This window comes from Microbacterium sp. HSID17254, assembly GCF_003989315.1.
Taxonomy (GTDB): Bacteria; Actinomycetota; Actinomycetes; order Actinomycetales; family Microbacteriaceae; genus Microbacterium.
Window position 1 is genome coordinate 90,658 of the sequence record NZ_RBLT01000011.1, and the last position, 25,764, is coordinate 116,421.

Here is a 25,764-nt window from a genome sequence, read left to right on the forward strand (position 1 = left end):
GGCCCCGCTGCGTCAGACCCACTTCGGGATCAGCTGATCGCCTGGCGGATGCGTCCGGCGAGGAACTCGAGGTCCTTCTCCGTGAGCGCGGTCACCGCGTACGCGGTCGGCCAGACGGTGCCGTCATCGAGGTTGGAGATCGGCTCGAACCCGAAGGTGCCGTAGCGGACCTTGAACTTGCTGGCCGGCTGGAAGAAGCACAGCACCTTCCCGTCGCGCCCCCACGCCGGCATGCCGTAGTACGTCCGGGGCACGAGTTCCGGCGCCACCTCGGAGACCAGCTCGTGCAGCTTCTCGGCGAGCAGCTTGTCCTCGTCGGTGAGCTTCGCGACGGCCTGCTTGAGATCGGCCTCTCCGGCGGCCCGCAGCTCCTCGGGCGACTTCTTGGCCCGCGAGCGTCGGGTGCGGGCCTCCTTGGCGGCGGCCTGCATGGCCTCGCGCTCCTCGGCGGTGAAGTTCTTCTCGGTGTCAGCCATGATGTTCCTCTCGTGGGCCGGATGATGCTCCCAGCGTAGGGACGGCCCGTGATGTCGGGCTTCTCGATTCGTGATCGATCACCCCGATCGTCACGCGGCGGGGGACGGCCCGAGACCCGGATAAGGTGTGACGCATGGACCTGCGCGTCGCCGCATACGGGGTCGTCACCGATGAGGGTGGGCGCCTCCTGCTGGCGCGGTGGACCGAGGGCCGGCGCGTGGCGTGGACGCTCCCGGGCGGCGGCCTGGAACCGGGCGAGGCGCCGGAGGACGCGGTGCGGCGGGAGCTCCGCGAGGAGACCGGGTACACGGTCCGGGTCGGACAGCTCCTCGGCATCCACTCCCGTGTCATCCCGGCCGGACGGCGCGTGCAGAAGTCGTCCGACCCCCTGCATACCCTGCGCATCGTCTATCGGGCCGAGGTCACCGGGGGGAAGCTGCGCTGGGAGACGGAGGGATCCACCGATCGCGCCGAGTGGTTCGCGCTCTCCGCGGTCGCCGGACTGCAGCGTGTACGGCTGGTGGACATCGCCCTGCGGATGGAGGGCCTGCTCTGAGGATCCGGCGACGGTCAGCGCTCTTCGGGCACCGAGATGTCGGCGACGGTCGCGCCGTACGCCGCGATGAGGTCGTCGGCGTCGACGAACAGGCTGTAGCCGTGCGCACCGGCACCCATCGCGATCCGCTCGCCGACGATGGACTCATCGGCGTAGACCGGCCACTCGGTGGTGCTGCCGATCGGGACGATGGTTCCGCGCTCGTAACCGGTCGCTGCGAGAGCGAGCTCGGGTTCGGGCAGACGGAGCTTGTTCACTCCGACGACGGCGCGCAGCTTCGGCCACGAGATGGACCGCCCACCCGGGACCAGCGCGAACAGATAGGTGTCATCCGAGCGCTTCACCACGAGGGTCTTCACGATCCCGGACGGCGGGATGCCGAGGATCTCGGCGGCTTCGACGAGGTCACGCGCCTGCGGCCGCTCGCGGATCTCGATGTCGAGTCCGCGGGCGGCCGCAGCATCCCTCACGCGCGCGTGCGGGTCGGGAGTGGTCACGCGTCGGGAGCCGACAGCGGGTCGTCGGCGACCCAGAGCTCGTCGTCGGCCCGCAGCGCCTGCCAGGCGGCGTAGAGCACGCCGACCGCGGCGGCGGCGCCCAGGACGATGGCGATGACGGATCCGAGGCCCGGACCCTTCTTCTGCGAGACGGCCTTGCGGGCCTTGTACTCGACGCCGTGGCGCTTCGCGTTCGCGACGTCCCAGGCGGTCAGTGCCGTACCCACAACCCCGCCGACGATGGGGACGACCTTGTCGTCCACGACATGCTTACCGGCCTTCACCGAGCGGTCGACGACCGGGGCGACGCGGCGGTTGTAGGTGTCCTGGACCACGGGGACGATCTGCTCGCGATTGAAGTTGCCGAGCTGGCGACCCGCCTCACGAGCGACGTCGGCGGCGTGGCCGACGAGCACCTGCTGGTCTTCCCACAGCTGGTTCGCGTCCTTCTGAAGACGACGAAGCTGCTTCTTCCGCTTGCGGCTGAGGCTCACGATGCTCTCCTGTCCATTGGAGTACGGGTTCCCCATCTTGCCACGAGAGGCTGGATGCGGCGAGGGAATCGCCCGCCCCTTGCATCATCGGCTCCCGCGTTGTACACGCCCGGCCCGCTCACCGGAAGCTCTGCGAGAATGAACGCATGGTTCACGCTTCCCACGTCGCAACTCTGCACACCAACCACGGTGACATCGTCATCAACCTCTTCGGCGACCACGCCCCGAAGACGGTCAAGAACTTCGTCGGTCTCGCCGACGGCTCCCAGGAGTGGACGCACCCCGCCACCGGCAAGCCGGGCGAGGGTCCCCTCTACAAGGACGTCATCTTCCACCGCATCATCCCGAACTTCATGATCCAGGGCGGCGACCCGCTCGGCCAGGGCGTCGGCGGTCCGGGGTACAACTTCGACGACGAGATCAACAACGAGCTCAACTTCAACGAGCCCTACATCCTCGCGATGGCCAACGCGGGCCTCCGCCGCAACGCCATCACCGGCAAGGTCGAGGGCACCAACGGCTCGCAGTTCTTCATCACCACCGACCCGACCCCGTGGCTGCAGGGCAAGCACACGATCTTCGGCGAGGTCGCCGACGACGCATCGCGCAAGGTCGTCGACGCGATCTCCGCGGTCCCGACGGCGGCGGGCGACCGCCCGATCGAGCCCGTGGTGCTGCAGTCGATCGACATCGTCGCCGCCTGACGACTGCGACGGCCGATCCGGATGACGACGCCCGAGTTCACGAACAACCGTGAGAACTTCTGCTACCGGCATCCGGATCGGCAGTCCTTCGTGCTCTGCCAGCGGTGCCTCCGCACCATCTGCCCCGAGTGCCAGACGCCCGCCCCGGTCGGCGTGATCTGCCCCGAGTGCATGGATGCCGAGCGCAAGAACCGCACCCCCGCTCAGAAGAAGGCCGCGCGACGCTGGCGCGGCGGCGGCGCCACGACCATGGGGGCCGTGCGCAGCGGCAAGCCCGTCGTCACGTACGTCCTGCTGGCGGTGACGTCGTTCATCGGCCTCGTGCAGCTCATCCCCGGGCTCAACGCCCCGATCATCCAGGCTCTCGGCTTCTACGCGCCGTTCCTCTACCCGAACCTCTCCCTCCTGCCGTTCGAGCCGTGGCGACTGCTGACGGTGCTGTTCGTGCATGGGGGCTTCGTGCATCTCGCCCTGAACATGCTCGCTCTGTGGATGCTCGGGCAGAACCTCGAACCGATGCTCGGTCGTGTCCGCTATCTCGCGCTGTACCTCATCAGCGGTCTCGGCGGATCCGTCGCGGTGGCCGTCCTCGCGCCGGAGACGTGGACGGTCGGCGCCTCCGGGGCGATCTTCGGACTCCTGGCGTCGCTCCTGATCATCGGGCGCCACATCGGGGCCAACGTCACGGGCATCCTCGTGATCCTCGGCATCAACTTCGCCTTCGGGTTCTTCGCCGGTGGCATCTCCTGGCAGGCGCACCTCGGCGGCGCGATCACGGGCGCGCTCGTGGCCCTCATCTACGTCCGCACGAAGCGCCGCGACCAGCGGACCTGGCAGATCGTGTCGCTCGCCGCCCTGGTGGTGCTGTTGATCGTCGTGGTCGCCGTGGTGCCGCCCCTCATCCTTTTGGCCTGATCCCGAGTTGTTAACAGGGTTGTTAACCCCTGTGAATAACATCGGTGTAATTCTCCCCAGTGTGGGGATAACCTGTGGATAACCTCGCCTCTCGGACAGACGAAAGAACCCCTCGCCGCAGTGGCGAGGGGTTCTTGTCGTTGCGGCCGGTCAGCGCCAGCGTGTGGTCATGAGGAATCCGATGAGGGCGATGCCCAGACCGATGGCCAGATTCCAGTTGTCGAGGCCGGGGATGGGGAACTGCATGCCCGAGATGTAGAAGACGAGGATCCAGGCGAGGCCGAGGAGCATGAAGCCGATCATCACCGGCTTGAACCAGACGGCGTTGGGAGCGGCGTCGCCCTCGGCGCGCTCGACGGCGGGTTCTTCGGTCTTGCGGTCACGTGCCATGCCGTCATTGTACCCGGGAGACCTCGGCGCGGACGAGACGTGAGGACGCGGATCGGTGGTGCCCCGACTCCTGCTGCACAGGTCGGGCGGATATGATCACGCCCATGACTGCATCTGTCGTGCCTGGGGGGCGGCGCGGACGGCGGCAGCGACCCCGGTCGCGCGCCACGTTCGCGAGTGTGCTCGGCGAACTCCTCCTGACCGCCGGCGTCATCGTGCTCCTCTTCGTCGCCTGGCAGATGTGGATCGGCGACATCATCATCGCCGCCCAGAAGAACGAGGAGGGCGCCGCGATCTCGCAGCAGCTCGCCGCGGGCGAAGCCCCCGAGCCCCCGCCTCTCATCGAGACGGACGACGGCGAGACGGTCTATCAGGCGCCGGTCCCGGCGGCACCGGCCGACGGCGAGTGGTTCGGGCAGATGCACATCCCCCGGTTCGGGGCCGACTACAACTTCGGGATCTACGGGGGGACCAGCCGGGCGCGCACGCTCGATCAGAAGGGCATCGGGGTCTACACGCAGTCGAAGATGCCCGGAGAGGTCGGCAACTTCTCGCTCGCCGGCCACCGCACGACCTGGGGCAAGCCGTTCAACCAGCTCGACAAGCTGCACGTGGGCGACGCGATCGTGGTGGAGACTCCGGACGGGTGGTACACCTACCGGTTCCGCACCCTGGAGTACGTGAAGCCGACGCAGACCGACGTGCTCGCCGACGTGCCGCAGATGCCGGAGCAGCAGACGGGGGAGCAGTACATCACGTTGACGGCATGCTCGCCGCTGTACTCGCTCGCCGAGCGCATCGTCGCGTACGGGGTGTTCGAGAGCTTCCAACCGCGAGCCGAGGGACCCCCGCCGGCCCTGACCGATCCGCCACCGCCGCCGGCCGCGCCGTCCGTGTGACCCCCAGGAGAGAGAAGACCCATGTACGCCGCACTCTGGCGCCTGCTGCCCGGCCCGTGGTGGCTGCGCGTCCTCATCCTGCTCGTGGTGATCGCCGCGGTGCTCTACGCGCTGTTCTGGTACGTGTTCCCCTGGGTCAGCCCCCTCATCTCCCCCGGCGAGGTCGACGTCGAATGACGCGCGTCCTGGTGGTCGACAACCACGACAGCTTCGTGCACACCCTCGTCGGCTATCTCCGGGAGCTCGGGGCGGACACCACCCTCGTCGAGTCGGACGCGACGGACGCCGCGGCGGTGGAAGGCATGCTGGACTCCCACGACGCCCTCCTCCTCTCTCCCGGGCCCGGGGCCCCCGCCGACGCCGGGGTCTCGGTCGAGGCCGCCCGGATCGCGATGCGGCGCGGCGTGCCGACGCTCGGCGTGTGTCTGGGACATCAGGTCATCGGAGCCGCGCTCGGGGCGCCCGTCCGGTCGGCACCTGCGGTGATGCACGGCATGGTCTCGGCGGTCCGTCACGACGGCTCCGCGCTGTTCGCGGGGCTCCCGTCGCCGTTCGACGTCGGGCGCTACCACTCGCTCGCTCTCGCGGCGGGCGACCTGCCCGCCGACCTCACCGTGACCGCCACCGCGCCCGACGGCACCGTGATGGCCCTCGCGCACCGGACATTGCCGCTGCACGGGGTGCAGTTCCACCCGGAGAGCGTGCTCACCCGGGGTGGCTATCGACTGCTCGCGAACTGGCTCGGGCTGTGCGGCGACGAGGAGGCCGTCTCCCGATCCGCGCGCCTCGATCCGCTGGCGCGCTGAGCCGGCGGGTCCGGGTCAGGATCCGGTGCAGTAGCGGAGCTCGACCGACGACCCGACGGGAACGTCGCCCGGCGCGACGGACATCGAGTGCACGGTCGCCGGATCCGACGCCGGGCACTCCGGTGCCTCGGTCGGCACCGGGGTGAGCCCGATACTCTCGAGCTCCTCGGTGGCCGAATCCATGGACCAGCCGACGATGTTCTTCAGCGTCACCTTGCCGCTGGCGACTTCGAGGTTCACCACCGTGCCGGGGGCCACCTCGGCATCCTCTTCTTCACTGGCCGTCATGACGGTGTTCGCGGCAAGACCCTTGTCGTTGCGCTGGGTCACGGTGCCGAGCTCGAGTCCCGCGTCCTGGAGCGCCTTCGTGGCGGCATCGAGGGACAGGCCCTCCAGCTTCGGTACGACGACCGTCTCCTCGCCCGAGGACACGTAGAGCGTGACGGTCGAGCCCTGCTCCACGGACACCCCGCCCTCCGGATCCGTGCGGATGACGTTGCCCTCCGCGATCGAGGGACTCGACTCGATGACGATCTTGGACGAGAGGTCGAGTTCCGCGAGGTCGTCCTGCGCACGTTCCGAGGCGACGTTCGTCAGATCCGGGACGACGCGCGAGGTGCTGGGCACGTCGGCGGGCCGCATGCTGATGGTCCAGACCCAGAACAGCACGGAGGCCAGGAGCACCGCGAGCAGGGCGACGCCGGCCCAGATCCACGCGACGGGCGGCCCCGACTGCGTGCGGGCCATGGTGGTGTCGGTGCTGAGCTGACGGAGCGATCGCGCCGTCTCCTGCGCCTGCCGCGGATTGGGTCCGTAGAGCTCGCTGGTCAGCGCGCCGATCTGCTTGCGCGTCGGTGCCGCACCCGTCACCGCCGCGTCGAGGGCGGCGCGGAAGTGGGCGGCGTCCGGATACCGCTGGTACGGGTCCTTCGCGAGGGCGCGGAGCACGATCGGATCGAGGGCCGCGGGAGACTCCTCGTTGACCTCGGAGGGCGGCACCGGCGTCTCGCTGACGTGCTGGTAGGCCACGGCCACCGGGGACTCCCCGCGGAACGGCTGGCGTCCGGTCAGCAGTTCGTACAGCACGACCCCGGTGGAGTAGAGGTCCGCACGCGCGTCGACGGGCTCGCCCTTGGCCTGCTCGGGGGAGAAGTACGCGGCGGTGCCGATGATCTGCGTCGTCTCGGCGACGGTGGAGGAGGAGTCGGACACCGCGCGCGCGATGCCGAAGTCCATCACCTTCACCTGACCCTTGTCGGTGACCATGACGTTGCCGGGCTTGATGTCGCGGTGCACGACGCCGGCGCGGTGCGAGTAGTCGAGCGCTTCGAGGATGCCGTCGACATAACGCACCGCGTCCTCGACGGGCACCGGACCGTCGGCGATGATCTTCTTGAGGAGCGTGCCCTTGACGAGCTCCATGACGATGTACGGCGGCTCGTCGGAGGAGCTGTCGACCGTCGAGGGGTCACCCGCGTCGTACACACGGACGATCGACGGGTGCGACATGCGGGACGCCGACTGCGCCTCGAGACGGAACCGCGTCCGGAAGCTGGTGTCGCGGGCGAGCTCGGGATCGAGGATCTTGATCGCGATCTCGCGGCCCAGGGTCAGGTCGTACCCGCGGTACACCTTCGCCATCCCGCCATGCCCGATGAGCTCGTCGACGCGGTACCGGCCCGCGATGACTCGTGGCTCTGTGGACACGGATGAACCCCCTGGAATCGACTGCGGCTGGACTGGCTATTCAGGCTACCCTTCGGTGCTCTCCCCGCTGTCACCCTCGCCGTCCTCCGGAGCGACGATGGTGACGGACAGCGGCGGCGAGGCGTTCGACGTCCGCTGGTCCCCACCCGAGCACAGGCCCTGGTAGGTGGCGATGAGCTGCTGGCCCACGGCGTCGCCGACCGTCACCTGCGCGTTGCGCTGGGTCGGCTGGAAGTTCGGGCCGCCCGCGGCGAAGGTGCCGTTCTGCAGCGAGACGACGTAGCCGGACAGGGTCGTGCCGCTGGGGCACGTGAAACCGGTGCCCCAGGAGATGGTGACGGTGCTGCCCGCGACCGGGTCCCCGGTGATCGTCGGCTTGTCCGTGGGCGTCGGGAGCGGTGTGCGGCCGGCGTAGACGGTCAATGCGATCGGGGTGGTCGTCGCGACGTTGCCCGAGGGCTGCACGCGGTAGACCTTGCCCACCTCGCCGTCGCTCGGCGCGGGGTCGCCGTCGGCGCACGTGATGTCGCTGAAGCCGGCCTCCTTGAGCGTCGCCGTCGCCGTGGCGCAGTCCATGTCGGTGAGGTTCAGCGCCGTCACGTCGACGCGCGTCTCCTGAGGAGTGGGCGGCGCGGAGGGCGTCTCGGACTCGACCTGGGTGGGGGTGCGGCTCGAGCTCCCGGTGGGCTTGGGATCCGCGTCGTCGGTCTGGGGTCCGAACAGCGCCCACAGCGTGCCGCCGGCCACGATGAGCAGCAGCACGAGCAGCGCGATGAGCGGCCACGTCCAGGCGCTCTTCTTCTTCTTTCTCTTCTCCTGCTCCTCCGCGGCGGCCTCGTCGGTGGGAAGCTGCGCGGTGGTGGGGAGGATGCGTGTCGTGCCGTCGTCACCGGTCGCGGTGAGCATGCGCGTGGCGTCGTCGTCGCCGGCGATGCCGCCCGTCGCGATGGCGGGCACGGCGATGGCCGCGGAGTTCAGGTCGCCGCGACGCAGGGCCTGGGCCGCGCGGGCGACCGTGGCCGAGGAGGAGGGGCGATCCGCCGGCTTCTTGGCGATCATCGCCATGACCAGGTTCTGCACGGGGATCGGGACCGTCGGCGGCAGCGGCGGCGGCTGCTCGTTGATCTGCGCCATGGCGATCGCGACCTGCGACTCGCCGGTGAAGGGGCGCTTGCCGGCGAGGCACTCGTACGCGACGATGCCCAGCGAGTAGGTGTCTGTCGCGGGGGAGGCCGGGTGACCCGACGCCTGCTCCGGCGACAGGTACTGCACCGTGCCCATGACCTGGCCGGTCGCGGTGAGCGGGACCTGGTCGGCGATGCGGGCGATGCCGAAGTCGGTGATCTTCACACGGCCGTCGGGCGTGATCAGGAGGTTCCCCGGCTTGATGTCGCGGTGCACGAGGCCCGCGGCGTGCGCGGCCTGGAGCGCCGAGGCGGTCTGCGCGACGATGTCGAGCGTCTTGTCCGCGCTCAGCGAGCCGTCCCGCTCGAGGATCGTCGACAGAGCCTCACCCGGCACGAGCTCCATGACGAGGTAGGCGCTGCCGTTCTCCTCGCCGTAGTCGAACACGCTGGCGATGCCCTCGTGGTTGACGAGCGCGGCGTGACGCGCCTCCGCGCGGAACCGCTCGAGGAACCCGGGGTCCCCCATGTACTCGTCCTTGAGGATCTTGATGGCGACGGTGCGACCGATGACGTGATCCGTCGCCTCCCACACCTCGCCCATGCCGCCGATCGCAATACGCGACTGCAGCTCGTAGCGACCACCGAACGACACACCCTGCGTCGGCCTCATCTGCCCAGCACCGCCTCTATGACCTTCTTCGCAATCGGAGCGGCGATGGTGTCCCCGCTTCCTGATTGACCCTGTCCGCCGCCGTTCTCGACGACGACCGCTACCGCGACCGCGGGGTCGTCCGCGGGGGCGAACCCCGTGAACCACAGCGTGTGCGGCCTGTTTCCGTTCTCCGCCGTTCCCGTCTTACCGGCTACGTCGACCCCGTCTATTCTTGCACCCTGCGCCGCACCGTTTGAGACGCTCGCGACCATGGCGGAGGTGACGTCGTCGGCGACGTCGGCGTCCATCGCGCGCCCGAACTCGGTGCTCTCGAACGACCGGATCACCGAGAGGTCGTTGCCGATCACGGCGTCCACCATCTGCGGGTTCATGACCACGCCGTCGTTCGCGATGCCCGCCGAGACCATGGCGATCTGCAGCGGCGTCGCGGTGACCTGTCCCTGCCCGAACCCGGTGAGCGCGGTCTGCGCGTCGTCCAGGCCCTGGGGGTAGCTGGAGGGCGTCGAGGTGAGGGGCGTGTCGAAGCTGCGGTTGAAGCCGAACTTCTCGGCCATCTCCCGGATCGTGTCGTCGCCGAGCTCGACCGCGAGCTCGGCCATGGGGATGTTGCAGCTCAGGCGGATCGCTTCGGCGATCGTGACGGTCTCCCCGGGGCCGCAGGCGCCTCCCCAGGCGTTGGAGACGCGATTGTTCGAGCCGGGGAGCGTGTACGAGGTCGGGTTGGGCAGCGTCGACTCCGGCGTCCAGTCTCCGCTCGCGTAGGCGGCGGCCGCCACGACGATCTTGAAGGTCGAGCCCGGGGGGTTGAGGTCACCCGCGATCGCCCGGTTGGAGAGCGGTTTGCCCGGATCGGCCACCAGCTCGTCGTACGTGGCGTTGGCCGCGTTCGCGTCGTGCGTCGCCATGCGGTTCGTGTCGAAGCCCGGGGTGGAGGCCATCGCGAGGATGCGTCCGGTCTTCGGGTCCATCGCGACGACCGCTCCCTGCAGGCCGTCCAGGGCCTCGACGGCCGCGCGCTGTGCGGCGGTGTCGAGGGAGAGTTCGACGCTGAAGCCGCGCTGAGGCTGGCCGGAGAGGATGCGCTCGATCTCGGCGAAGAAGGCGTTCGAGCCGGTCCCGGAGAGATCGGCGTTCATCGCCTCCTCGATGCCGGTGGCCGAACCCAGGGCGGGGTTGAAGTACCCGGTGACGGGTTCCCACAGGCCCGGGTCGGTGTACACGCGCTGGAACCGGTACTGGTCGTCGCTCGGGACCGAGTTGGCGATGGCGGTGCCGTCGACGATGATCGCGCCACGCTGGATCTCGTAGCTGTCCAGCCGCGTCCGCTTGTTGTGCGGGTTCTGCGACAGGACATCGGTCTCGACGACCTGGATCCAGCTCGTCGCGGCGAACAGCGCGACGAACATGAACAGCATGACGATGCTGAGTCTGCGGAGCTCTTTGGTCATGTCAGCCGATCACCACCCGGGGCTGACGGCGGACGCCGTCGGAGATGCGGAGCAGGAGCGCCACGATGAGCCAGTTCGCGACGAGGGAGGAGCCGCCGGCGGCGAGGAACGGCGTGGTCAGACCCGTCAGCGGGATGACCCGCGTCACGCCGCCCACCATGATGAAGACCTGGAGGGCGATCGTGAACGACAGCCCCGTGGCGAGCAGCTTGCCGAAGTCGTCCTGGCCCGCGAGCCCGATGCGGACGCCGCGGCTGACGAACACCATGTAGAGGCAGAGGATCGCGAAGAGGCCGATGAGGCCGAGCTCCTCGCCGAGGCTCGTGATGATGTAGTCGCTGTGCGCCAGCGGGGTGATCTCCGGGCGGCCCTGGCCCCAGCCGGTGCCGATGAGGCCGCCGCGGGCGAGACCGAACAGTCCCTGCATGGGCTGGTAGCCGGCGACGTCGGGGTCGACCTTGGAGGAGTCGAACAGGAACAGCCAGTTGATGAAACGACCCTGCACGTAGCTGAGGATCTGCGAGGCGGCGGCGACGCCGGCCACCACGAGGCCGAGACCGATCAGCACCCAGCTCGTCTTGCCCGTCGCGACATAGAGCATCGCCACGAACATGCCGAAGATGAGCGTTCCGGTGCCGAGGTCGCGCTGGAAGACGATGATGCCGAGCGAGACGAGCCAGACGACGAGGACCGGACCGAGTTCGCGCATGCGCGGCCAGGTGATGCCGAGCACCCGCTTGCCGACCGAGGTCAGGCTCTCCCGCGTGCGCACGAGGTAACCGGCGAAGAAGATCGCCAGGCAGATCTTGGCGAGCTCGCCGGGCTGGAAGGCGAACATGCCGCCCAGCGACACCCAGACCTGGGCGTTCGCGTCGGGGATCCGCAGACCGGGCACGAACGGCAGGAGCAGCAGGAGGATGCCGGCGAGGCCGAAGATGTAGGTGTACCGGAAGAGGATCCGGTAGTTGCGCAGCAGGATGACCACCGCGATCGCGCCGGCGAGGGAGATGGCCGTCCAGGCGAGCTGCTTGGTGGAGTAGGCGTTCCACCCGGTGTTCCCGAACGCGATGTCGATCCGGTAGATCATCGCGACGCCGAGGCCGGTGAGCAGCGTCGCGATCGGGACCACGAACGGGTCGGCGTCGGCGGCGACGAAGCGGAGCACGACGTGCAGCGCGAAGGCGAGGGCGGCGAGTCCGCCGCCGATCGCCAGGATCATCGGGTCGATCGTGCCGAGAGCGCCGAGCTGGACGAGCGTGAGGGCGGCGCCGCTGATCGCGCAGGCGAAGAGGAGCAACCAGAACTCACGGTTGCGCTGCGTCTGAGGCATGCGCAGTCGGCGCAGGGCCTTGATGACGGTGGTGTCGGCCTGGACGTCGGTGCTCATCCGGCACCTCCCGACGGCGTCTCGCTCGGCGAGGGGAGCGGGGTGGGCAGCGGCGTCTGCTCGATGATGTTGGCCTCGGCGCCGGAGCGAAGCCGGTCGACGATGGCCATCGCGTCCGAGAGCGAGCGGGCGCTGATGGTGCGCTCGACCGAGGCCCGCTGATACGGCGGCAGATCGGCGAGGAGGATCTCGGTGTCGTCGACCGGGGTCGACAGGGTGATCGGACCGATGTTCTGCTGAACGCCCTGGAAGATCACCACGCTGTCCTCGTCGGCGCCGATGAAGTAGCGCGTCTGCGTCCAGCTGTATGCCGCGAACGCGGCGAAGCCGAGCATCGCGAGGACGACGACCGCGCCGGCGATCCAGCCCAGTCGGCGGCGCTTGGCGCGACGGCGATCCTCCTCGATCAGCTCCTCGAGGTACTCGGGCGCCGGCTCGAAGTGGCTCGGCTCGTTCGCGGCCTGCCGCACCGGGTGCAGCCAGTTGCTCCGCGGCGCGCGGACCGGCGGCACGTAGACCCCGGACGGGTTCGACGCCGCGCCGACGATCGTGGCGGTGCCGGAGTGGACGGGGTGCTGTCCGCCGACGTCGACGATCACGATCGTGACGTTGTCCGGGGCGCCGCCGTCGAGGGCCTGCTTGAGGAGGTTGTCGGCCGTGCGCCCCGGGGCGAGCCCGAGCTGCATGGCCTTGAGGATGCGCGCCTCGTCCACCACGCCCGAGAGGCCGTCGGAGCACAGCAGCCAGCGGTCGCCGGGCTGCGCGTGCATGACGAACATGTCGAGCTCGGGGTCGGCGTCCATGTCGCTGAGCACCCGCATGAGCACCGAACGACGCGGGTGGTATCTGGCCTCTTCCGGGGTGATCCGGCCGGAGTCGACCAGTCGCTGCACGAAGGTGTGGTCCGCGGTGATCTGCGTGAGCGCGTCGTCGCGGTAGAGGTAGATGCGCGAGTCGCCGATGTGGCCGATGACGGCGTACTCGTCGACCATGATGATCGCGCTGAGCGTGGTGCCGAGCCCGGCGAGCTCGGGACGATCCTTCGCGGCGCGGATGAGATCGCCCGCGGCTGTCGTGGCGGCGGCCTGGAGGGCGGCCTGCGCGTCCTCCGTGGAGGAGTACGGCTGATCCAGCGGCTCCATGCGCTGGATCGCGATGCTGGAGGCGACGTCGCCGCCCGCGTGTCCGCCCATGCCGTCGGCGACGACGAACAGGTTCGCCCCGGAGTATCCGGAGTCCTGGTTGTTGGAGCGGACCTTCCCGGTGTGGGAGATCGCGGCGCTCGAGCCTTCGAAGACCATGCCGGCGTCAGGCCCTCAGCTCGAACGTCGTCGCGCCGACCTTGACCGGGGTGCCGAGGCTGAGGGAGACCGGGCCGCCCGTCACCCGCTGGCCGGCCACGAAGGTGCCGTTCGTCGAGTCGAGGTCCTGGATCGCCCACGTGTCGCCGCGGAGCAGGAGCCGGGCGTGATGGCTGGACGTGTAGTCGTCGCGGATCACCAGAGCGGATTCGCTGGAGCGGCCGATCGTCATCGCGTCGGAGCCCAGGGGCAGTTCGAGACCCGCCTTCGGTCCGGCCGTGATCACGAGGCGCTTCGCCGTGGCCACGGTCGCGGGCCCGGTCGAGGATCGCGCCGACGAGGGACGGGGCGGGGCAGCCGGTGCCGCGGCCGGAGCGGCGGCGGGTGCTCCCGCTGTCGCCTCCGCGGGGAGCTTCCGAGCGCGCACCCCGAACAGGTCGGCGCGCAGGGAGTAGACGACCCCGAACACGAAGAACCACATCAGCACGAGGAAGCCGATGCGGAGCAGGAGCAGGACCAGTTCACTCATCCGAGGGCTCCGAACACGCGGGTCGCGTCGTCGTCGGGGCGCGACGACCGCGACGGGGTGGCGACGGGGACGATGCGGAACACGAGGTCGGTACGACCGATCGTGATCGTGGTGTCGGAGGGGAGCGCGGCCTCGCGGAGCTTCTGCCCGTCGACCTTCGTGCCGTTGGTGGATCCCATGTCGCGGAGCATCGCGCGCTCGCCGTCCCAGAGGATCTCGGCGTGACGACGGCTGGATCCCGCGTCGGCGATGGTGATGTCGGCGTCGGAGCCACGGCCGATCACGGTGCGGGCACGGGTGAGGGTGTGCCGGCGTCCGTCGACGTCGACCACGGCCTGCCAGCTCACGCGTCCTTCGACGGTGCCCGAGGTGACGCGCACGGTGCCGGTGGCGACCTTGTCGTCCGCCTCGAGTGTGAGGGACAGGGGGCCGGCGAAGCTGTAGCCCTGCGACTTCGCGTGCTTCGTGAGGAGTGCGTGCAGCTCGTCCGTCAGCGCGCCGCCGAGCCCGCGCATGCGCTCCGCGTCGTCGGGGCTCAGGCGCACGACGTAGTTGTTGGGCGCGATGATGCGGTCACGGCTCACCACGGCCGCAGTGGTATCCGCCTCGCGTCGCAGCGCCGAAGCGATCTCCACGGGCTGGATGCCGCTGCGGAAGGTCTTCGCGAACGCGCTGTTCACTGCGCGCTCGAGACCCTTCTCAAAGCTGTCAAGTAGTCCCACTGGGCTCCTCTGGCATGCCGACCGGTAGGGACATCGTAGCCAGGTGACCTGGGGGAACGCCGCCGACGCCCCTGCCGGGGTGTGCAACGCGGGCGAAAACGCGTGATATCCTCGGAAAGTTGAGTTCTTCGGAGCGAGACGCTCGCGCGAGTGGCGGAATGGTAGACGCGCTGGCTTCAGGTGCCAGTGTCCGTATGGACGTGGGGGTTCAAGTCCCCCCTCGCGCACAGCGAGACATTCATGAAAGAGTCGGTCAGAGTCTGACCGGCTCTTTCTGTTTCCCCGCGAACGCTTATCGAACGGTCTGCCGCATGAGCCCCTGGATGCACACCGTCGGACTCGTCCTCGTCCGCATCGTCTTCCCCGGCGCCCTGGCTCTGACCGCGTTGCTGCTCCTCTGGTACGGCATCGGCGTTCTGGACGAGACGCCCGGGTTCGCCTGGGTGATGATCGCGACGGGGGGAGCAGGGTTCCTTCTCTCCCTCTTCCTCCTCTGGCGTCTCAACAATGCCCGCGGTCGCGAGGATTTCCGGTGGTACGTCGTGCCGGAGGACGGGGCGGAGGAGTCCGTCCCGCCGGAGCCGATCTCGGCCGAGGAGAGGGAGCGCCTCACCCTCGAGCTGGACGAGGTGAACCGTCGGTGGCGGGAGGCGCTGGAGGCCGGTTTCCTCTCCGGTGGCTCGCTCGCCGCCCACGAGATCCGCGCGGAACTCGAGGAACGCGCCACGGCGCTGCGCCGTCGACTCGAGGCGCCTTCCACCCCCGATCGCTGACCTGAGTCCTCATCCTGGGGGGACGAAAGTCGCCCTGGAGTTCGCTGATCGCTCGCCTTACCCTCGGCGGTATCCCAGCTCGGGGAGCGGGTGAGCCGGGATCTGGACAGGGGAGTGTTCATGCGGGGTTCTCTGCGCACGCGGTCTGGTCGAGAAGAGAAGATGGATCGGAGAGCGCGACGACGGCCACGGTCATCACCGCGGACGTCGTGGGCGGTGGCGACCATGCTCGCACTCGTGCTGGGATCGCTCGTCGCGCCCGTGGTGCCCGCGACAGCAGCCCCGGGCGACCCGGCTCAGCTGTACCTCGGCGTGTCGTATGAAGGACCCGTCGTCGGGTCGGACAAGGATCTGACCGCCCCCACCGAGTGCCCGGCGAGCTCCGTCCTCACGGCCGTGCGGACGGAGAACCGCACCGCGGACGCGCCGGGCTCCTCAGCGAACTCGATCCTCACGCGCTTCAGCCTCCAGTGCTCGTCGATCACCGTGAGCAATGCGGGGGTCATCACCTCCACGGTTAACCCCACGTGGATCGAGGGGCCGGTCTACGACCAGGGTCGCGGGAACGTGCAGACGGCGACGTGTCCGGCGAACACCTTCGTACACCGCATCACCGGCACCACCTTCGTCGGCGACAACGGCGCGCGGTGGCCCTCGTCCGTGCAGATCACGTGCCGTCCGATGACCTTCACCGCCGCGGGGGAGCTGCGGATCGACCTCGCGGCCTCCGCCACCGTCCTCACCGCCGGGCAGAACTTCAACACGAACGGCGGCCTCAACACGCCGACCCCCCGATGCGGCCCCGCCGGGACGACCGGGACGAGCGACATCGTCGTGCGCGGCTACCGGGCGCAGAGCGGTGGCGAGGGCATCGACGGGTTCAACCCTTCCTGTACGACCATCCCCGACGACTTCGGCGATGCGCCGGCCAGTTACGGCTCGGCCTCCCAGGAGCTGAATGCGGCGACGTATCTCGGGTGGTCGGCCGATGCCGAGACGGCGATGCAGTACAGCGCGAACGCGACGGGCGACAACGTCGTCGGCGGCACGGCCCCGAACCAGACCATCAACGACGAGACGGGGGTGGCGTCGTTCGGGCCGATCATGGCGAGCGTGACGAACACCTATTCGGTGTCGGTGCTGGCGTCGAACAAGGTGCCGGGTGTGCCGGCGACCCTGGTCGGCTGGATCGATTTCAACCGCAACGGCGTGTTCGATGCGAACGAGGGCGCCACCGCGACGGTCCCCGCGGGCACGGCGGACGGCTCATCCGTGACACTGAACTGGTCCGGCATCGCCTCGCAGACGGTGGGCGGGCAGACGTTCGCCCGATTCCGCATCCAGAGCGGGACGGGGTTGACGACGGCGACGCCGACGGGGACGGGCGGTCCGGGTGAGGTGGAGGACTACGCCGTCACGATCACGGCTCCGGCGCCCTCTCTGGCGTTGACGAAGACGGTCACGCCGACCACCGCCAGCGCGGCGGGGGACACGGTGACCTATTCGTTCGCGGTCACGAACACCGGCAACGTCGCCGTCTCGGGGCTCGGCATCCGCGAGTCCGCGTTCAGCGGTACGGGGACGCTCGGGGCGGTGAACTGTGCGGCGACGACGCTCGCCGTGGGGCAGAACACCACCTGTACGGCGGCGTACACGCTGACCCAGGCGGACATCGACGCGGGCACGGTGACGAATACCGCGCTCGCCACCGGAACCTCCGAGGCCAACACCGGCGTGGAGAGCAACCCGAGCACCGCGACGGTCACGACGACCCGTACCCCGGCGCTCACGGTCGTGAAGTCGGCGACCCCGTCCGGACCGGACGACTTCACGGTCGGACAGGTGATCGACTACTCGTTCATCGTCACCAACACGGGCAACGTGACCGTCTCGAACATCGCGGTGAACGAGACGGCGTTCACGGGCTCCGGGACGCTCTCGGCGGCCGTATGTCCGACGGCACCGCTCGCCCCGGGCGCGCAGGCGACCTGTACCGCGAGCTACACCCTGACCCAGGCCGACGTGAACGGGGGATCGGTCAGCAACACGGCGACCGCCACCGGTGTGCCTCCCGGGTCGCTGACGCCTCCGGTGTCTCCGCCGTCGACCGTGCGCGTGCCGGTGGACCCGGCTCCGGCGATCTCGCTGGAGAAGCGCTCCGAGACGACCGCGATCACCGGCGCCGGGCAGACCATCGACTACTCCTTCCTCGTCACGAACACCGGGAACGTGACCCTGACGAACGTCAGCATCGACGAGGAGTCCTTCTCCGGCACCGGAGCCCTCGACGTGACCTGCCCCGCCGGCGCCGGATCCCTCGTTCCGGGAGCGCAGGTGACCTGCACCGCGAGCTACACCGTGACGGCCGCGGACTACAACACCTCGGCGCTCACGAACACGGCCAGCGCGACGGGAACGCCGCCGACGGGCGCGGCACCCGTGTCGTCGCCGTCCACGGTCGAGATCCCCGTCACCGCCGCCCCGGCGCTCACGGTGGCGAAGTCGGCGGACCGCACGGAGATCACCGCGGCCGGACAGACGATCACCTACTCGTTCCTCATCAGCAACACGGGGAACGTGACCATCGACGACGTCGGGGTGACGGAGACGTCGTTCACCGGCACCGGTACCGCTCCCGTCATCACCTGCCCCGCGGCCGCCGCCTCCCTGGCCCCGGGTGCGCAGGTGACCTGCACCGCGCCCTACGTGGTGACCCAGGCCGACATCGACGCGGGCGGGGTGACCAACACCGCGACCGTGACCGGGGAGCCGCCCACGGGCGAGCCGCCGGTGTCGCCGCCCTCGACCGTGGTCGTCCCCGCGGACGAGACGCCCGCGATCACCCTCGTCAAGACGGCCGACCCGACGACGATCACCGCCGCCGGGGCCACCGTGGACTACGCCTTCCTCGTGACGAACACGGGCAATGTGACCCTCACCGACATCACCGTGACCGAGACCGCGTTCTCCGGCACGGGCACGGCGCCGGAGATCACCTGCCCCGCCGCCGCGGCGGCACTCGCTCCGGGCGCCCAGGTGACCTGCACCGCGTCCTACGAGGCGTCGCAGGCGGACGTCGACGCGGGTCAGGTGACCAACACCGCCACCGCGACGGGCACGCCGCCCCGCGACCTCGAACCGCCGGTGTCGGCGCCCTCCACGGCGATCGTCACGGTGCCCGGCGCGCCCGCCCTCACGGTCGCGAAGACGGCCGACCGGACGGAGATCACCGCCGCGGGGGACGTCATCACCTACTCGTTCCTCGTGACGAACACGGGCAACGTGACCATCGCGGACGTGACCGTCGACGAGGTGTCGTTCTCGGGTACCGGTGCGACTCCCGTCGTCACCTGCCCCGCAGCGGCCGCGTCCCTCGAACCCGGAGCTGAGGTGACGTGCACGGCGACCTACGAGGTGACGCAGGCCGACATCGATGCAGGCGGTGTGACGAACACCGCCACCGTGACGGGCGACCCGCCCGGAACCCTCGAGCCGCCGGTGTCGCCGCCGTCGGAGGTCGAGGTGCCGTCGATCCAGACGCCCGGCATCACGGTCGTGAAGTCGGCCGATCCCTCCACCGCCGCCGGCTACACGGTGGGGACGGAGATCACCTACACCTTCGTGGTGACGAACACGGGCAACGTGACCCTCACCGACGTGACGGTGGACGAGACGGCGTTCACGGGCTCGGGAGAGGTGTCGGCGATCACGTGTCCCGCGGGGGCCGCATCGCTCGCGCCGGGGGCGCAGGTCGAGTGCACCGCCACGTACACGCTGACGCAGGCCGACATCGACGCCGGGCAGCTGTCGAACACGGCGACGGCGACGGGCACGCCGCCGTCGGGGACGCCACCGGTGTCGCCGCCGACGACGGTGGAGATCCCCGGCGACCCGGCCCCGGCGCTGACCGTGACGAAGACCGCTGACCGGACGGAGATCACGGCAGCGGGGCAGACGATCACCTACTCCTTCCTCGTGACGAACACCGGGAACGTCACGGTGCGCGACGTCACGGTGGAGGAGGGCACCTTCACCGGTACGGGTCCTGCCCCGGTGGTGACCTGTCCGGCGGGTGCCGCCACGATGGTTCCCGGCGCGCAGGTCACGTGCACCGCCGAGTACGTCGTCACCCAGGCCGACATCGACGCGGGTGGGGTGACCAACACCGCCACGGTGACGGGCACGCCGCCGTCGGGGGAGCCGCCGGTGTCGCCGCCGTCCGAGGTCGAGGTGCCGTCGGAGCCGTCGCCGGGGCTGACGGTGTCGAAGACGGCGGACCGGACCGAGATCACGGCCGCGGGCCAGACGATCACCTACACGTTCGTCGTCGCGAACACCGGCAACGTCACTCTGACGGACATCGAGGTGACGGAGGCCTCCTTCACCGGTACGGGGACTCCGCCGGTGATCGAGTGCCCGCCTGCGGTGTCCTCGCTCGCACCGGGGCTCGACGTCACCTGCACCGCGGAGTACGTCGTCACCCAGGCCGACATCGACGCGGGCGGAGTGACCAACACGGCGACCGCCACGGGCACGCCGCCGTCGGGGGAGCCGCCGGTGTCACCGCCGTCTGAGGTCGAGGTGCCGTCGGAGCCGTCGCCGGGCCTGTCGGTGGTGAAGTCGTCCGACCGGTCGACGATCACCGCGGCCGGCCAGACGATCACCTACTCCTTCCTGGCCACCAACACGGGCAACGTGACGATCGCCGACGTGACGGTGGAGGAGACGGGCTTCACCGGCACCGGCACGGCTCCGGTCGTGACGTGTCCGGCGGGCGCCGCGTCGCTCGCGCCGGGAGCCCAGGTCACCTGCACCGCGCCGTACGTGGTCACGCAGGCCGACCTCGACGGCGGCGGGGTGACGAACACCGCGACCGTGACCGGCACGCCGCCCTCGGGTGAGCCCCCGGTGTCGCCGCCGTCGACCGTCCTGGTCCCCGGTGACCCGGCTCCCGCGCTGACCGTGGCGAAGACGGCCGACCCCACCGAGATCACCGCGGCGGGCCAGACGATCACGTACTCGTTCCTCCTCACGAACACGGGCAACGTCACGCTGACGGATGTCGGGGTGGACGAGGTCTCGTTCACCGGCACCGGCACGGCGCCGGTGGTGACCTGTCCCGCGGGGGCGGAGTCCCTCGCTCCGGGAGCGGAGGTGACGTGTACCGCGCCGTACGTCGTGACGCAGGCCGACATCGATGCGGGTGGCGTCACGAACACCGCTACCGGCACGGGGACACCGCCGTCGGGGCAGCCGCCGGTCTCGCCGCCCTCGACGGTCGAGGTGCCCTCGGACGGGTCGCCGGCCCTCACGGTGGCGAAGACCGCGGACCTCACGCGGATCAGCGCCGCAGGGCAGACGATCACGTACTCGTTCCTCATCACCAACACGGGCAACGTCACGATGACGGATGTCGGCGTGGACGAGGTGTCGTTCTCGGGGACGGGAACCGCGCCGGTGATCACGTGTCCGGCCGCGGCGGCCTCGCTGGCCCCCGGTGCGTCCGTGACCTGCACGGCGCCGTACGTGGTCACCCAGGCGGATGTGGATGCCGGGCGACTCACGAACACGGCCGTCGCGACGGGAGAGCCGCCGACCAGCGAGCCGCCGGAGACGCCTCCGTCGACGGTGGAGGTGCCCGGTGACCGGAACCCGGCGATCGCCGTGGTGAAGTCGGCCAGCCCCGACACGGCGGCGGCCTACGTCGTGGGCCAGGACATCACCTACTCCTTCGTCGTGACCAACACCGGCAACGTCACGCTGACGGATGTCGCGATCACCGAGGGCGACTTCTCCGGGACGGGTCCGCTGTCGGCGATCGACTGCCCGGCCGGGACCGCGTCGATGGCCCCCGGGGCCCAGCTCATCTGCACGGCGACGTACGTGCTGACGCAGGAGGACATCGACGCCGGCCAGGTGACGAACTCCGCGACCGCGACCGGTGTGCCGCCCGGGGACCTGCAGCCCCCGGTGTCGCCGCCGTCCGAGGCGCGCGTCCCCGCGCTGCCGACCCCGGGCCTCAGCATCGTGAAGTCCGCGACCCCGGCCGTGATGACCACCGTGGGGGAGACGCTGGAGTACTCCTTCGTCGTGACCAACACGGGCAACGTGACGCTGAGCGACGTGGCGGTCGAGGAGACCGAGTTCTCCGGAGAGGGCGACCTCTCGGCCATCTCCTGCCCCGATGAGGCCGCGCGCATCATCCCCGGGCAGACCGTGACCTGCACGGCGACGTACACGACGACGCAGGCGGACGTCGACTCCGGCCGGCTGACCAACACAGCCACGGCCACCGGCACACCGCCATCGGGCACGCCGCCGGTGTCGCCGCCGTCGACCGTCGAGGTGCCCTTCGACGGGACGAACGAGCTTGCGATCGAGAAGCGCGCGACGACCGTGGACGTGAACGGCAACGGGATCGTCGACCTCGGCGACCGGGTGGAGTGGACGATCGTCGTCAGCAACATAGGGGCGCAGACGGTCTCCGACATCGTCGTGTCCGATCCGACCGCGGGCCCGGTGACCTGCCCGGCGACCAGCCTCGCCTCCGGGGAGCGGATGACGTGCACCGTGCCGCCGCACACCATCGATGCCGCCGACGTGCGTCGCGGTGAGGTGCGCAACGTCGCAGCCGTGAGCGGGAACACGCCGGGCGGGCCGATCGATCCGCCGACCTCGCAGACGGTCACCCGCGTGGTGCCGACGCCGCCGACCGGGCTCGCGGTCACGGGTGGGACGCTCGCCGCCGGCGGCCTGCTGCTGGGCGGAGTGATGGTCCTCGCCGGCCTGGGTCTCGGCCTCACGCGGGTGCGACGGCGAGAGGAAGAGCAGGAACAGCGCTGACCGAGCGTCGTCCGTGGCGGGTGCGTCCACCCGCCACGGGCGATCCCGGTCGAAGGAGGAGCCCATGATGTCCACACGCCACCGCAGCACTTCGCGCCTCGCGGCACCGATCCTGATCCTCGGTCTCCTGCTCAGCGGTTGCTCCCCCGCCGCCGAGGAGCCGGCCCCGACGCGCACGGCCGCGGAGGGGGCGCCGCAGATCCCCGGTGAGGACGAGGGGGTCGTCGGAGCGACGAGCGTGCCGGAGGACGTGCCGGACGCCCCAGAGGTGCGCGCCGGGACCCAGATCACGACCTGCACCACGGAGGACGACGGCGGGACGGCGGAAGGCGTGGTCGGCAATCCCACGGACGCGGACGCGACCTACGTCGTGACCGTGTTCTTCACCACCGATGCGGCCACGGTCGTCGGGTCCGGTCAAGCGACGGTGGAGGTCCCCGCCGGCGAGGAGGCCGACTGGTCCCTCACCGCGGACTTCGTGCCGCCGAGCGACCTCCGCTGCGCGCTGCGCGGAGCGGGCGCCGCGTCCTGACCCGATCCCGGTCGCGGGGCCGCTACGACACGGGCACGTAGCGCGCGAGCGGCTCGAAGGGCGGCTGCGAGGAGAGGTCCGCGACAGCGGCCGCGCCGACAGCGCAGGCCGTCTGCAGGGCCGCTCGCGGGGAGAGTCCGCTCTGCAGGGCAAGCACGAGCGCGGCGCAGAAGGCGTCCCCCGCGCCCACGGTGTTGACGGCGCGGGTGGGCACGCCGTCCGCCCGGGCGATCTCCTCGCCGCCGCGGAACAGGGCCGCGCCCGCGGCGCCGTAGGTCACGGCGACGAGTGCGGCATCCGCCAGCTCCGGCATCAGCTCGCGCTCGGTCTCGTTCACGATGAACAGATCCACCCGCTCGAGCAGCGCGTCAGGGAGGGGCCGTGCGGGGGCGGCGTTGACCGCGACGAACCCTTCGGCGCGGGCGACCACGTTCTCGACGACGGACAGCGCGATCTCCAGCTGCAGCAGAACGGCCTCGTCCGGCGCGAAGGCGACGCCCTCGGGGGAGACGAGCTCGTTCGCGCCGGGACACACCGCGATCTGGTTCTCGGCCTCGGCGTCCACGACGATCAGCGCGGTCCCGGTGGGTGCGGCGACCTGGCGGAGATCGGTGGTGTCGACGCCGGCCCTCGCGAGCTCCTCGCGCATCCAGGCGCCGTCGGCGTCCGCCCCCACCGCGCCCACCATGCGGACCCGCCCTCCCAGCTTCGCGGCGGCGACGGCCTGGTTGGCGCCCTTGCCGCCGAGGTCGCGGGAGAGTCGGCCCCCGGCGACCGTCTCCCCGGCGGTCGGGAGCCGATCGACGAAGGCGGTGAGGTCGACGTTCGCGCTTCCGACGACGACGAGGGCGGGGGCGAGGACGGCGTCCGGCTTGACGTTCATGAGAAAGAGTGTAAACGTTTACGCACACCCGATTGCAAAGGAGCACCCCATGCCCGTCCCCGTCCTCCTCGACTGCGACCCCGGCCACGACGACGTCTTCGCCATCTGGCTGGCGGCCGGGAACGAGCAGATCGACCTCCGCGGCGTCACCACCGTCGGCGGCAACGGCTACCTGGAGCACACCACGAGGAATGCCCAGATCGCCCTCACGGTCGCGGGCGTGACCGGCGTGCCGGTCGCGGCGGGGGCCGACAAGCCGCTTCGCCGTGAGCTCACGCCGGGGGCCTGGATCCACGGCGACAACGCCCTCGGCGGACCCGTCCTCCCTGAGCCCACGGTCCCGCTCGACCCGCGGCACGCCGTCGACTTCCTCGCGGACACCCTGAACGCGTCCGCGGAGCCGATCACGGTGATCCCCACGGGGCCCCTGACGAACATCGCCCTGCTCCTCCAGCAGCACCCGGAGGCCGCCCGCAAGATCAAGGAGATCATCTGGATGGGCGGATCGACCGGGCGCGGCAACGTCGGCGCCTATCCCGAGTTCAACGCCTGGGCCGACCCCGAGGCGGCTGCGGTCGTGTTCGCGTCCGGTCTGCCGCTCACCATGGTCGGACTCAACATCTCCCATCAGGCCCTCATCACCGAGGAGGTCGTGCAGCGGATCGCGGCGGTCGGCAACCGCACGGCGGCGTTCGGTGTCGAGCTGCTGCGCTTCTTCTCCGCGTCGTACGACCGGGCCGAGGGGATGCCGGAGGGGCCGCTGCACGACCCGATCACCGTCGCCATCGCGATCGATCGCGCCGTCGCCACCGTGCAGCGCTGCCACGTCGACATCGAGACGGCGGGCGAGTTCACGGCCGGTGCGACCTGCGTCGACCTCCACGACATGCTGGGCAAGGAGCCCAACGCCGACATCGCGCTGACCCTGGACGTGCCGGCCTTCTGGGACCTGGTGACGGATGCCGTCGCAGCGCTGGCCTGACGATCACGCGCCCGGCGGGGGAGACGTCGACTCCGCCACGCGCAGAGTCGGCGTCACGCGCCGCAGGGCGTATGGCGTCTCCGGATCGTCCATCCGCCGCACGAGCGCTTCCACCGCTTCCGCGGCGAGCTCGTCGAACGGCTGGACCACGGTCGTGAGCCGCGGCTCGCACACGTCCGCCAGCATGGTGCCGTCGAACCCTGTGATGAGGATGTCGCCCGGGACGCGCAGGCCTGCGCGCTTCAACGCGGCGATCGCGCCCGCGGCGACCAGGTCGTCCCCCGCGACGATCGCATCGGGAAGCGGACCGCGGGCCCGCAGCCGCGCGACGGCGGACTCTCCGAAGGAGAGAAGGTACTCACCGAACACGTTCTCCTCCACCGGCAGCGACCGCGCGCGGACGATCGACTCGAACGCGGCGCGGCGCTCGCGGCCGACCGACGTCACGTCGTTGCCCGACACGAGGACGATGCGAGAGGCGCCGCGGGAGGCCAGATGGTCGACGGCGAGCCCGATGCCATGATCGTTGTCCACCCCGACGAAGTCGGCATCGAGGTCCAGCACCCGCCGGTCGACCTGGACCAGCGGGAGCCGCTGGGCGGTGTCGGCGACGGCGTCGAAGGACAGCTCCGCGTCGGACGGAACGACGAAGACCCCCTCGACACGGCGCTCGACGAGCATGCGCAGGCGGGCGCGCTCGCGGTCGACATCGCCGTGCGAGTCCGCGATGACGAGATCGAACCCGCGACGCTGCAGGTGGTCCTCGAGCCGGTGGACGAGTTCGCCGTAGAACGGGTTGCTGATCACCGGGACGACGACGCCGATGGTCGCGCCCGTGCCCTCGCGCAGACCGCGGCCGATGAGGTTGACCCGGTAGCCGAGCTGCTCGGCCACCCGCGCCACATGCTCCGCGGTGGCTCCGGACACGCGCTCCTTGCCGTTCAGCGCGCGGGACACCGTGGCGATCGACACCCCGGCCGCGGCTGCCACATCGTGCAGCGTCACCGACGGCTTCCTCATCCGCACCTCGACTCCCGACGGGCACCGACATCGGCGCCTCGACTCCCAAGATAAGCCGCGCGTAAAGGATTACGCATTCCGGCGCCCCCGCACCGACAC

General features: G+C 70.3%; 23 protein-coding genes and 1 tRNA gene. 11 read left to right on the forward strand and 13 right to left on the reverse strand.

Annotated elements, in window-relative coordinates; translation table 11 throughout:
* Window positions 1-29: 29 nt before the first annotated feature.
* Window positions 30-476, reverse strand: a complete 447-nt coding sequence (locus D8M34_RS08920) for a hypothetical protein (RefSeq protein ID WP_126893796.1) — start codon at window positions 474-476, stop codon at window positions 30-32.
* A 134-nt stretch (window positions 477-610) separates the two neighbouring features.
* On the opposite strand from D8M34_RS08920, the gene D8M34_RS08925 reads away from it, so the two are divergent.
* Complete coding sequence (locus tag D8M34_RS08925; protein ID WP_126893797.1) at window positions 611-1,033, forward strand: NUDIX hydrolase; 423 nt, start codon at window positions 611-613, stop codon at window positions 1,031-1,033.
* Window positions 1,034-1,047: 14 nt separating this feature from the next.
* Here D8M34_RS08925 and D8M34_RS08930 read toward each other — a convergent pair whose 3' ends face one another.
* Window positions 1,048-1,530: an aminoacyl-tRNA deacylase gene (locus D8M34_RS08930; RefSeq protein ID WP_238695631.1), complete on the reverse strand. Its 483-nt coding sequence runs from the start codon at window positions 1,528-1,530 to the stop codon at window positions 1,048-1,050.
* A complete protein-coding gene (locus D8M34_RS08935; protein WP_025102885.1) occupies window positions 1,527-2,024 on the reverse strand; it encodes a hypothetical protein in 498 nt (165 codons plus the stop codon). The genes D8M34_RS08930 and D8M34_RS08935 overlap by 4 nt, the downstream gene beginning before the upstream one ends.
* 146 nt (window positions 2,025-2,170) lie before the next feature.
* Between D8M34_RS08935 and D8M34_RS08940 the strand changes: the two genes are divergently transcribed.
* Window positions 2,171-2,728 carry a peptidylprolyl isomerase gene (locus tag D8M34_RS08940; protein WP_025102886.1) on the forward strand — a complete coding sequence of 186 codons (558 nt, stop codon included), beginning with the start codon at window positions 2,171-2,173 and terminating at the stop codon, window positions 2,726-2,728.
* 21 nt (window positions 2,729-2,749) lie between these two features.
* A complete protein-coding gene (locus tag D8M34_RS08945) occupies window positions 2,750-3,643 on the forward strand; it encodes a rhomboid family intramembrane serine protease (RefSeq protein WP_025102887.1) in 894 nt (297 codons plus the stop codon).
* Window positions 3,644-3,793: 150 nt separating this feature from the next.
* On the opposite strand, the gene D8M34_RS08950 is transcribed toward D8M34_RS08945, so the two are convergent.
* Window positions 3,794-4,033, reverse strand: a complete 240-nt coding sequence (locus D8M34_RS08950) for a cell division protein CrgA (RefSeq protein ID WP_025102888.1) — start codon at window positions 4,031-4,033, stop codon at window positions 3,794-3,796.
* Between the two features lie 104 nt (window positions 4,034-4,137).
* Here D8M34_RS08950 and D8M34_RS08955 point away from each other — a divergent pair, with 104 nt between their 5' ends.
* From D8M34_RS08955 to D8M34_RS08960, 3 genes are read left to right on the forward strand one after another with little or no spacing between them, the layout of a single operon-like run.
* On the forward strand, window positions 4,138-4,932 hold the full coding sequence (locus D8M34_RS08955) for a class E sortase (RefSeq protein ID WP_062638016.1): 795 nt from the start codon (window positions 4,138-4,140) through the stop codon (window positions 4,930-4,932).
* A gap of 21 nt (window positions 4,933-4,953) precedes the next feature.
* Window positions 4,954-5,109 (forward strand): membrane protein, encoded by a 156-nt coding sequence (locus D8M34_RS18980; protein ID WP_036292274.1) that lies wholly within the window; start codon window positions 4,954-4,956, stop codon window positions 5,107-5,109.
* Window positions 5,106-5,738, forward strand: coding sequence for an anthranilate synthase component II (locus D8M34_RS08960; protein ID WP_062765909.1), 633 nt, complete (start codon window positions 5,106-5,108; stop codon window positions 5,736-5,738). The genes D8M34_RS18980 and D8M34_RS08960 overlap by 4 nt, the downstream gene beginning before the upstream one ends.
* Window positions 5,739-5,753: 15 nt before the next feature.
* On the opposite strand, the gene pknB is transcribed toward D8M34_RS08960, so the two are convergent.
* Genes pknB through D8M34_RS18985 form a run of 7 tightly spaced genes read right to left on the reverse strand, consistent with a single transcriptional unit; the run spans window position 5,754 to window position 14,632 of the window.
* Complete coding sequence (gene pknB, locus D8M34_RS08965) at window positions 5,754-7,445, reverse strand: Stk1 family PASTA domain-containing Ser/Thr kinase (protein WP_025102891.1); 1,692 nt, start codon at window positions 7,443-7,445, stop codon at window positions 5,754-5,756.
* Between the two features lie 45 nt (window positions 7,446-7,490).
* Window positions 7,491-9,242 (reverse strand): serine/threonine-protein kinase, encoded by a 1,752-nt coding sequence (locus D8M34_RS08970; RefSeq protein ID WP_231729537.1) that lies wholly within the window; start codon window positions 9,240-9,242, stop codon window positions 7,491-7,493.
* Entirely contained in the window at window positions 9,239-10,693 is a 1,455-nt protein-coding gene (locus D8M34_RS08975; RefSeq protein ID WP_025102893.1) for a peptidoglycan D,D-transpeptidase FtsI family protein, read from the reverse strand. Before D8M34_RS08975 ends, D8M34_RS08970 begins: the two co-directional genes overlap by 4 nt.
* Window position 10,694: 1 nt before the next feature.
* The gene (locus D8M34_RS08980) at window positions 10,695-12,080 is read right to left on the reverse strand and encodes an FtsW/RodA/SpoVE family cell cycle protein (protein ID WP_025102894.1); all 1,386 of its coding nucleotides are present in this window, start codon (window positions 12,078-12,080) and stop codon (window positions 10,695-10,697) included.
* Entirely contained in the window at window positions 12,077-13,381 is a 1,305-nt protein-coding gene (locus tag D8M34_RS08985; protein ID WP_025102895.1) for a PP2C family protein-serine/threonine phosphatase, read from the reverse strand. Before D8M34_RS08985 ends, D8M34_RS08980 begins: the two co-directional genes overlap by 4 nt.
* A 7-nt stretch (window positions 13,382-13,388) precedes the next feature.
* Window positions 13,389-13,910 (reverse strand): FHA domain-containing protein FhaB/FipA, encoded by a 522-nt coding sequence (locus tag D8M34_RS08990; protein WP_126893798.1) that lies wholly within the window; start codon window positions 13,908-13,910, stop codon window positions 13,389-13,391.
* Window positions 13,907-14,632 (reverse strand): FhaA domain-containing protein, encoded by a 726-nt coding sequence (locus tag D8M34_RS18985; protein ID WP_025102897.1) that lies wholly within the window; start codon window positions 14,630-14,632, stop codon window positions 13,907-13,909. The genes D8M34_RS08990 and D8M34_RS18985 overlap by 4 nt, the downstream gene beginning before the upstream one ends.
* Before the next feature lie 144 nt (window positions 14,633-14,776).
* Between D8M34_RS18985 and D8M34_RS09000 the strand changes: the two genes are divergently transcribed.
* The 4 genes from D8M34_RS09000 to D8M34_RS09015 all read left to right on the forward strand — a co-directional run bounded on the left by D8M34_RS09000 (window position 14,777) and on the right by D8M34_RS09015 (window position 22,780).
* Window positions 14,777-14,859, forward strand: a tRNA-Leu gene (locus D8M34_RS09000).
* 84 nt (window positions 14,860-14,943) lie between these two features.
* Window positions 14,944-15,405 carry a hypothetical protein gene (locus D8M34_RS09005; RefSeq protein ID WP_062766032.1) on the forward strand — a complete coding sequence of 154 codons (462 nt, stop codon included), beginning with the start codon at window positions 14,944-14,946 and terminating at the stop codon, window positions 15,403-15,405.
* 225 nt (window positions 15,406-15,630) lie between these two features.
* Complete coding sequence (locus tag D8M34_RS09010) at window positions 15,631-22,248, forward strand: DUF7507 domain-containing protein (RefSeq protein WP_161973057.1); 6,618 nt, start codon at window positions 15,631-15,633, stop codon at window positions 22,246-22,248.
* A 64-nt stretch (window positions 22,249-22,312) separates the two neighbouring features.
* Entirely contained in the window at window positions 22,313-22,780 is a 468-nt protein-coding gene (locus D8M34_RS09015) for a hypothetical protein (protein ID WP_025105166.1), read from the forward strand.
* Window positions 22,781-22,802: 22 nt separating this feature from the next.
* On the opposite strand, the gene D8M34_RS09020 is transcribed toward D8M34_RS09015, so the two are convergent.
* The gene (locus D8M34_RS09020) at window positions 22,803-23,663 is read right to left on the reverse strand and encodes a ribokinase (RefSeq protein ID WP_025105167.1); all 861 of its coding nucleotides are present in this window, start codon (window positions 23,661-23,663) and stop codon (window positions 22,803-22,805) included.
* A gap of 49 nt (window positions 23,664-23,712) precedes the next feature.
* Here D8M34_RS09020 and D8M34_RS09025 point away from each other — a divergent pair, with 49 nt between their 5' ends.
* Window positions 23,713-24,645, forward strand: coding sequence for a nucleoside hydrolase (locus D8M34_RS09025; RefSeq protein ID WP_126893800.1), 933 nt, complete (start codon window positions 23,713-23,715; stop codon window positions 24,643-24,645).
* A 3-nt stretch (window positions 24,646-24,648) separates the two neighbouring features.
* Here D8M34_RS09025 and D8M34_RS09030 read toward each other — a convergent pair whose 3' ends face one another.
* Window positions 24,649-25,650 (reverse strand): LacI family DNA-binding transcriptional regulator, encoded by a 1,002-nt coding sequence (locus tag D8M34_RS09030; protein ID WP_161973058.1) that lies wholly within the window; start codon window positions 25,648-25,650, stop codon window positions 24,649-24,651.
* Between the last annotated feature and the right edge of the window lie 114 nt (window positions 25,651-25,764).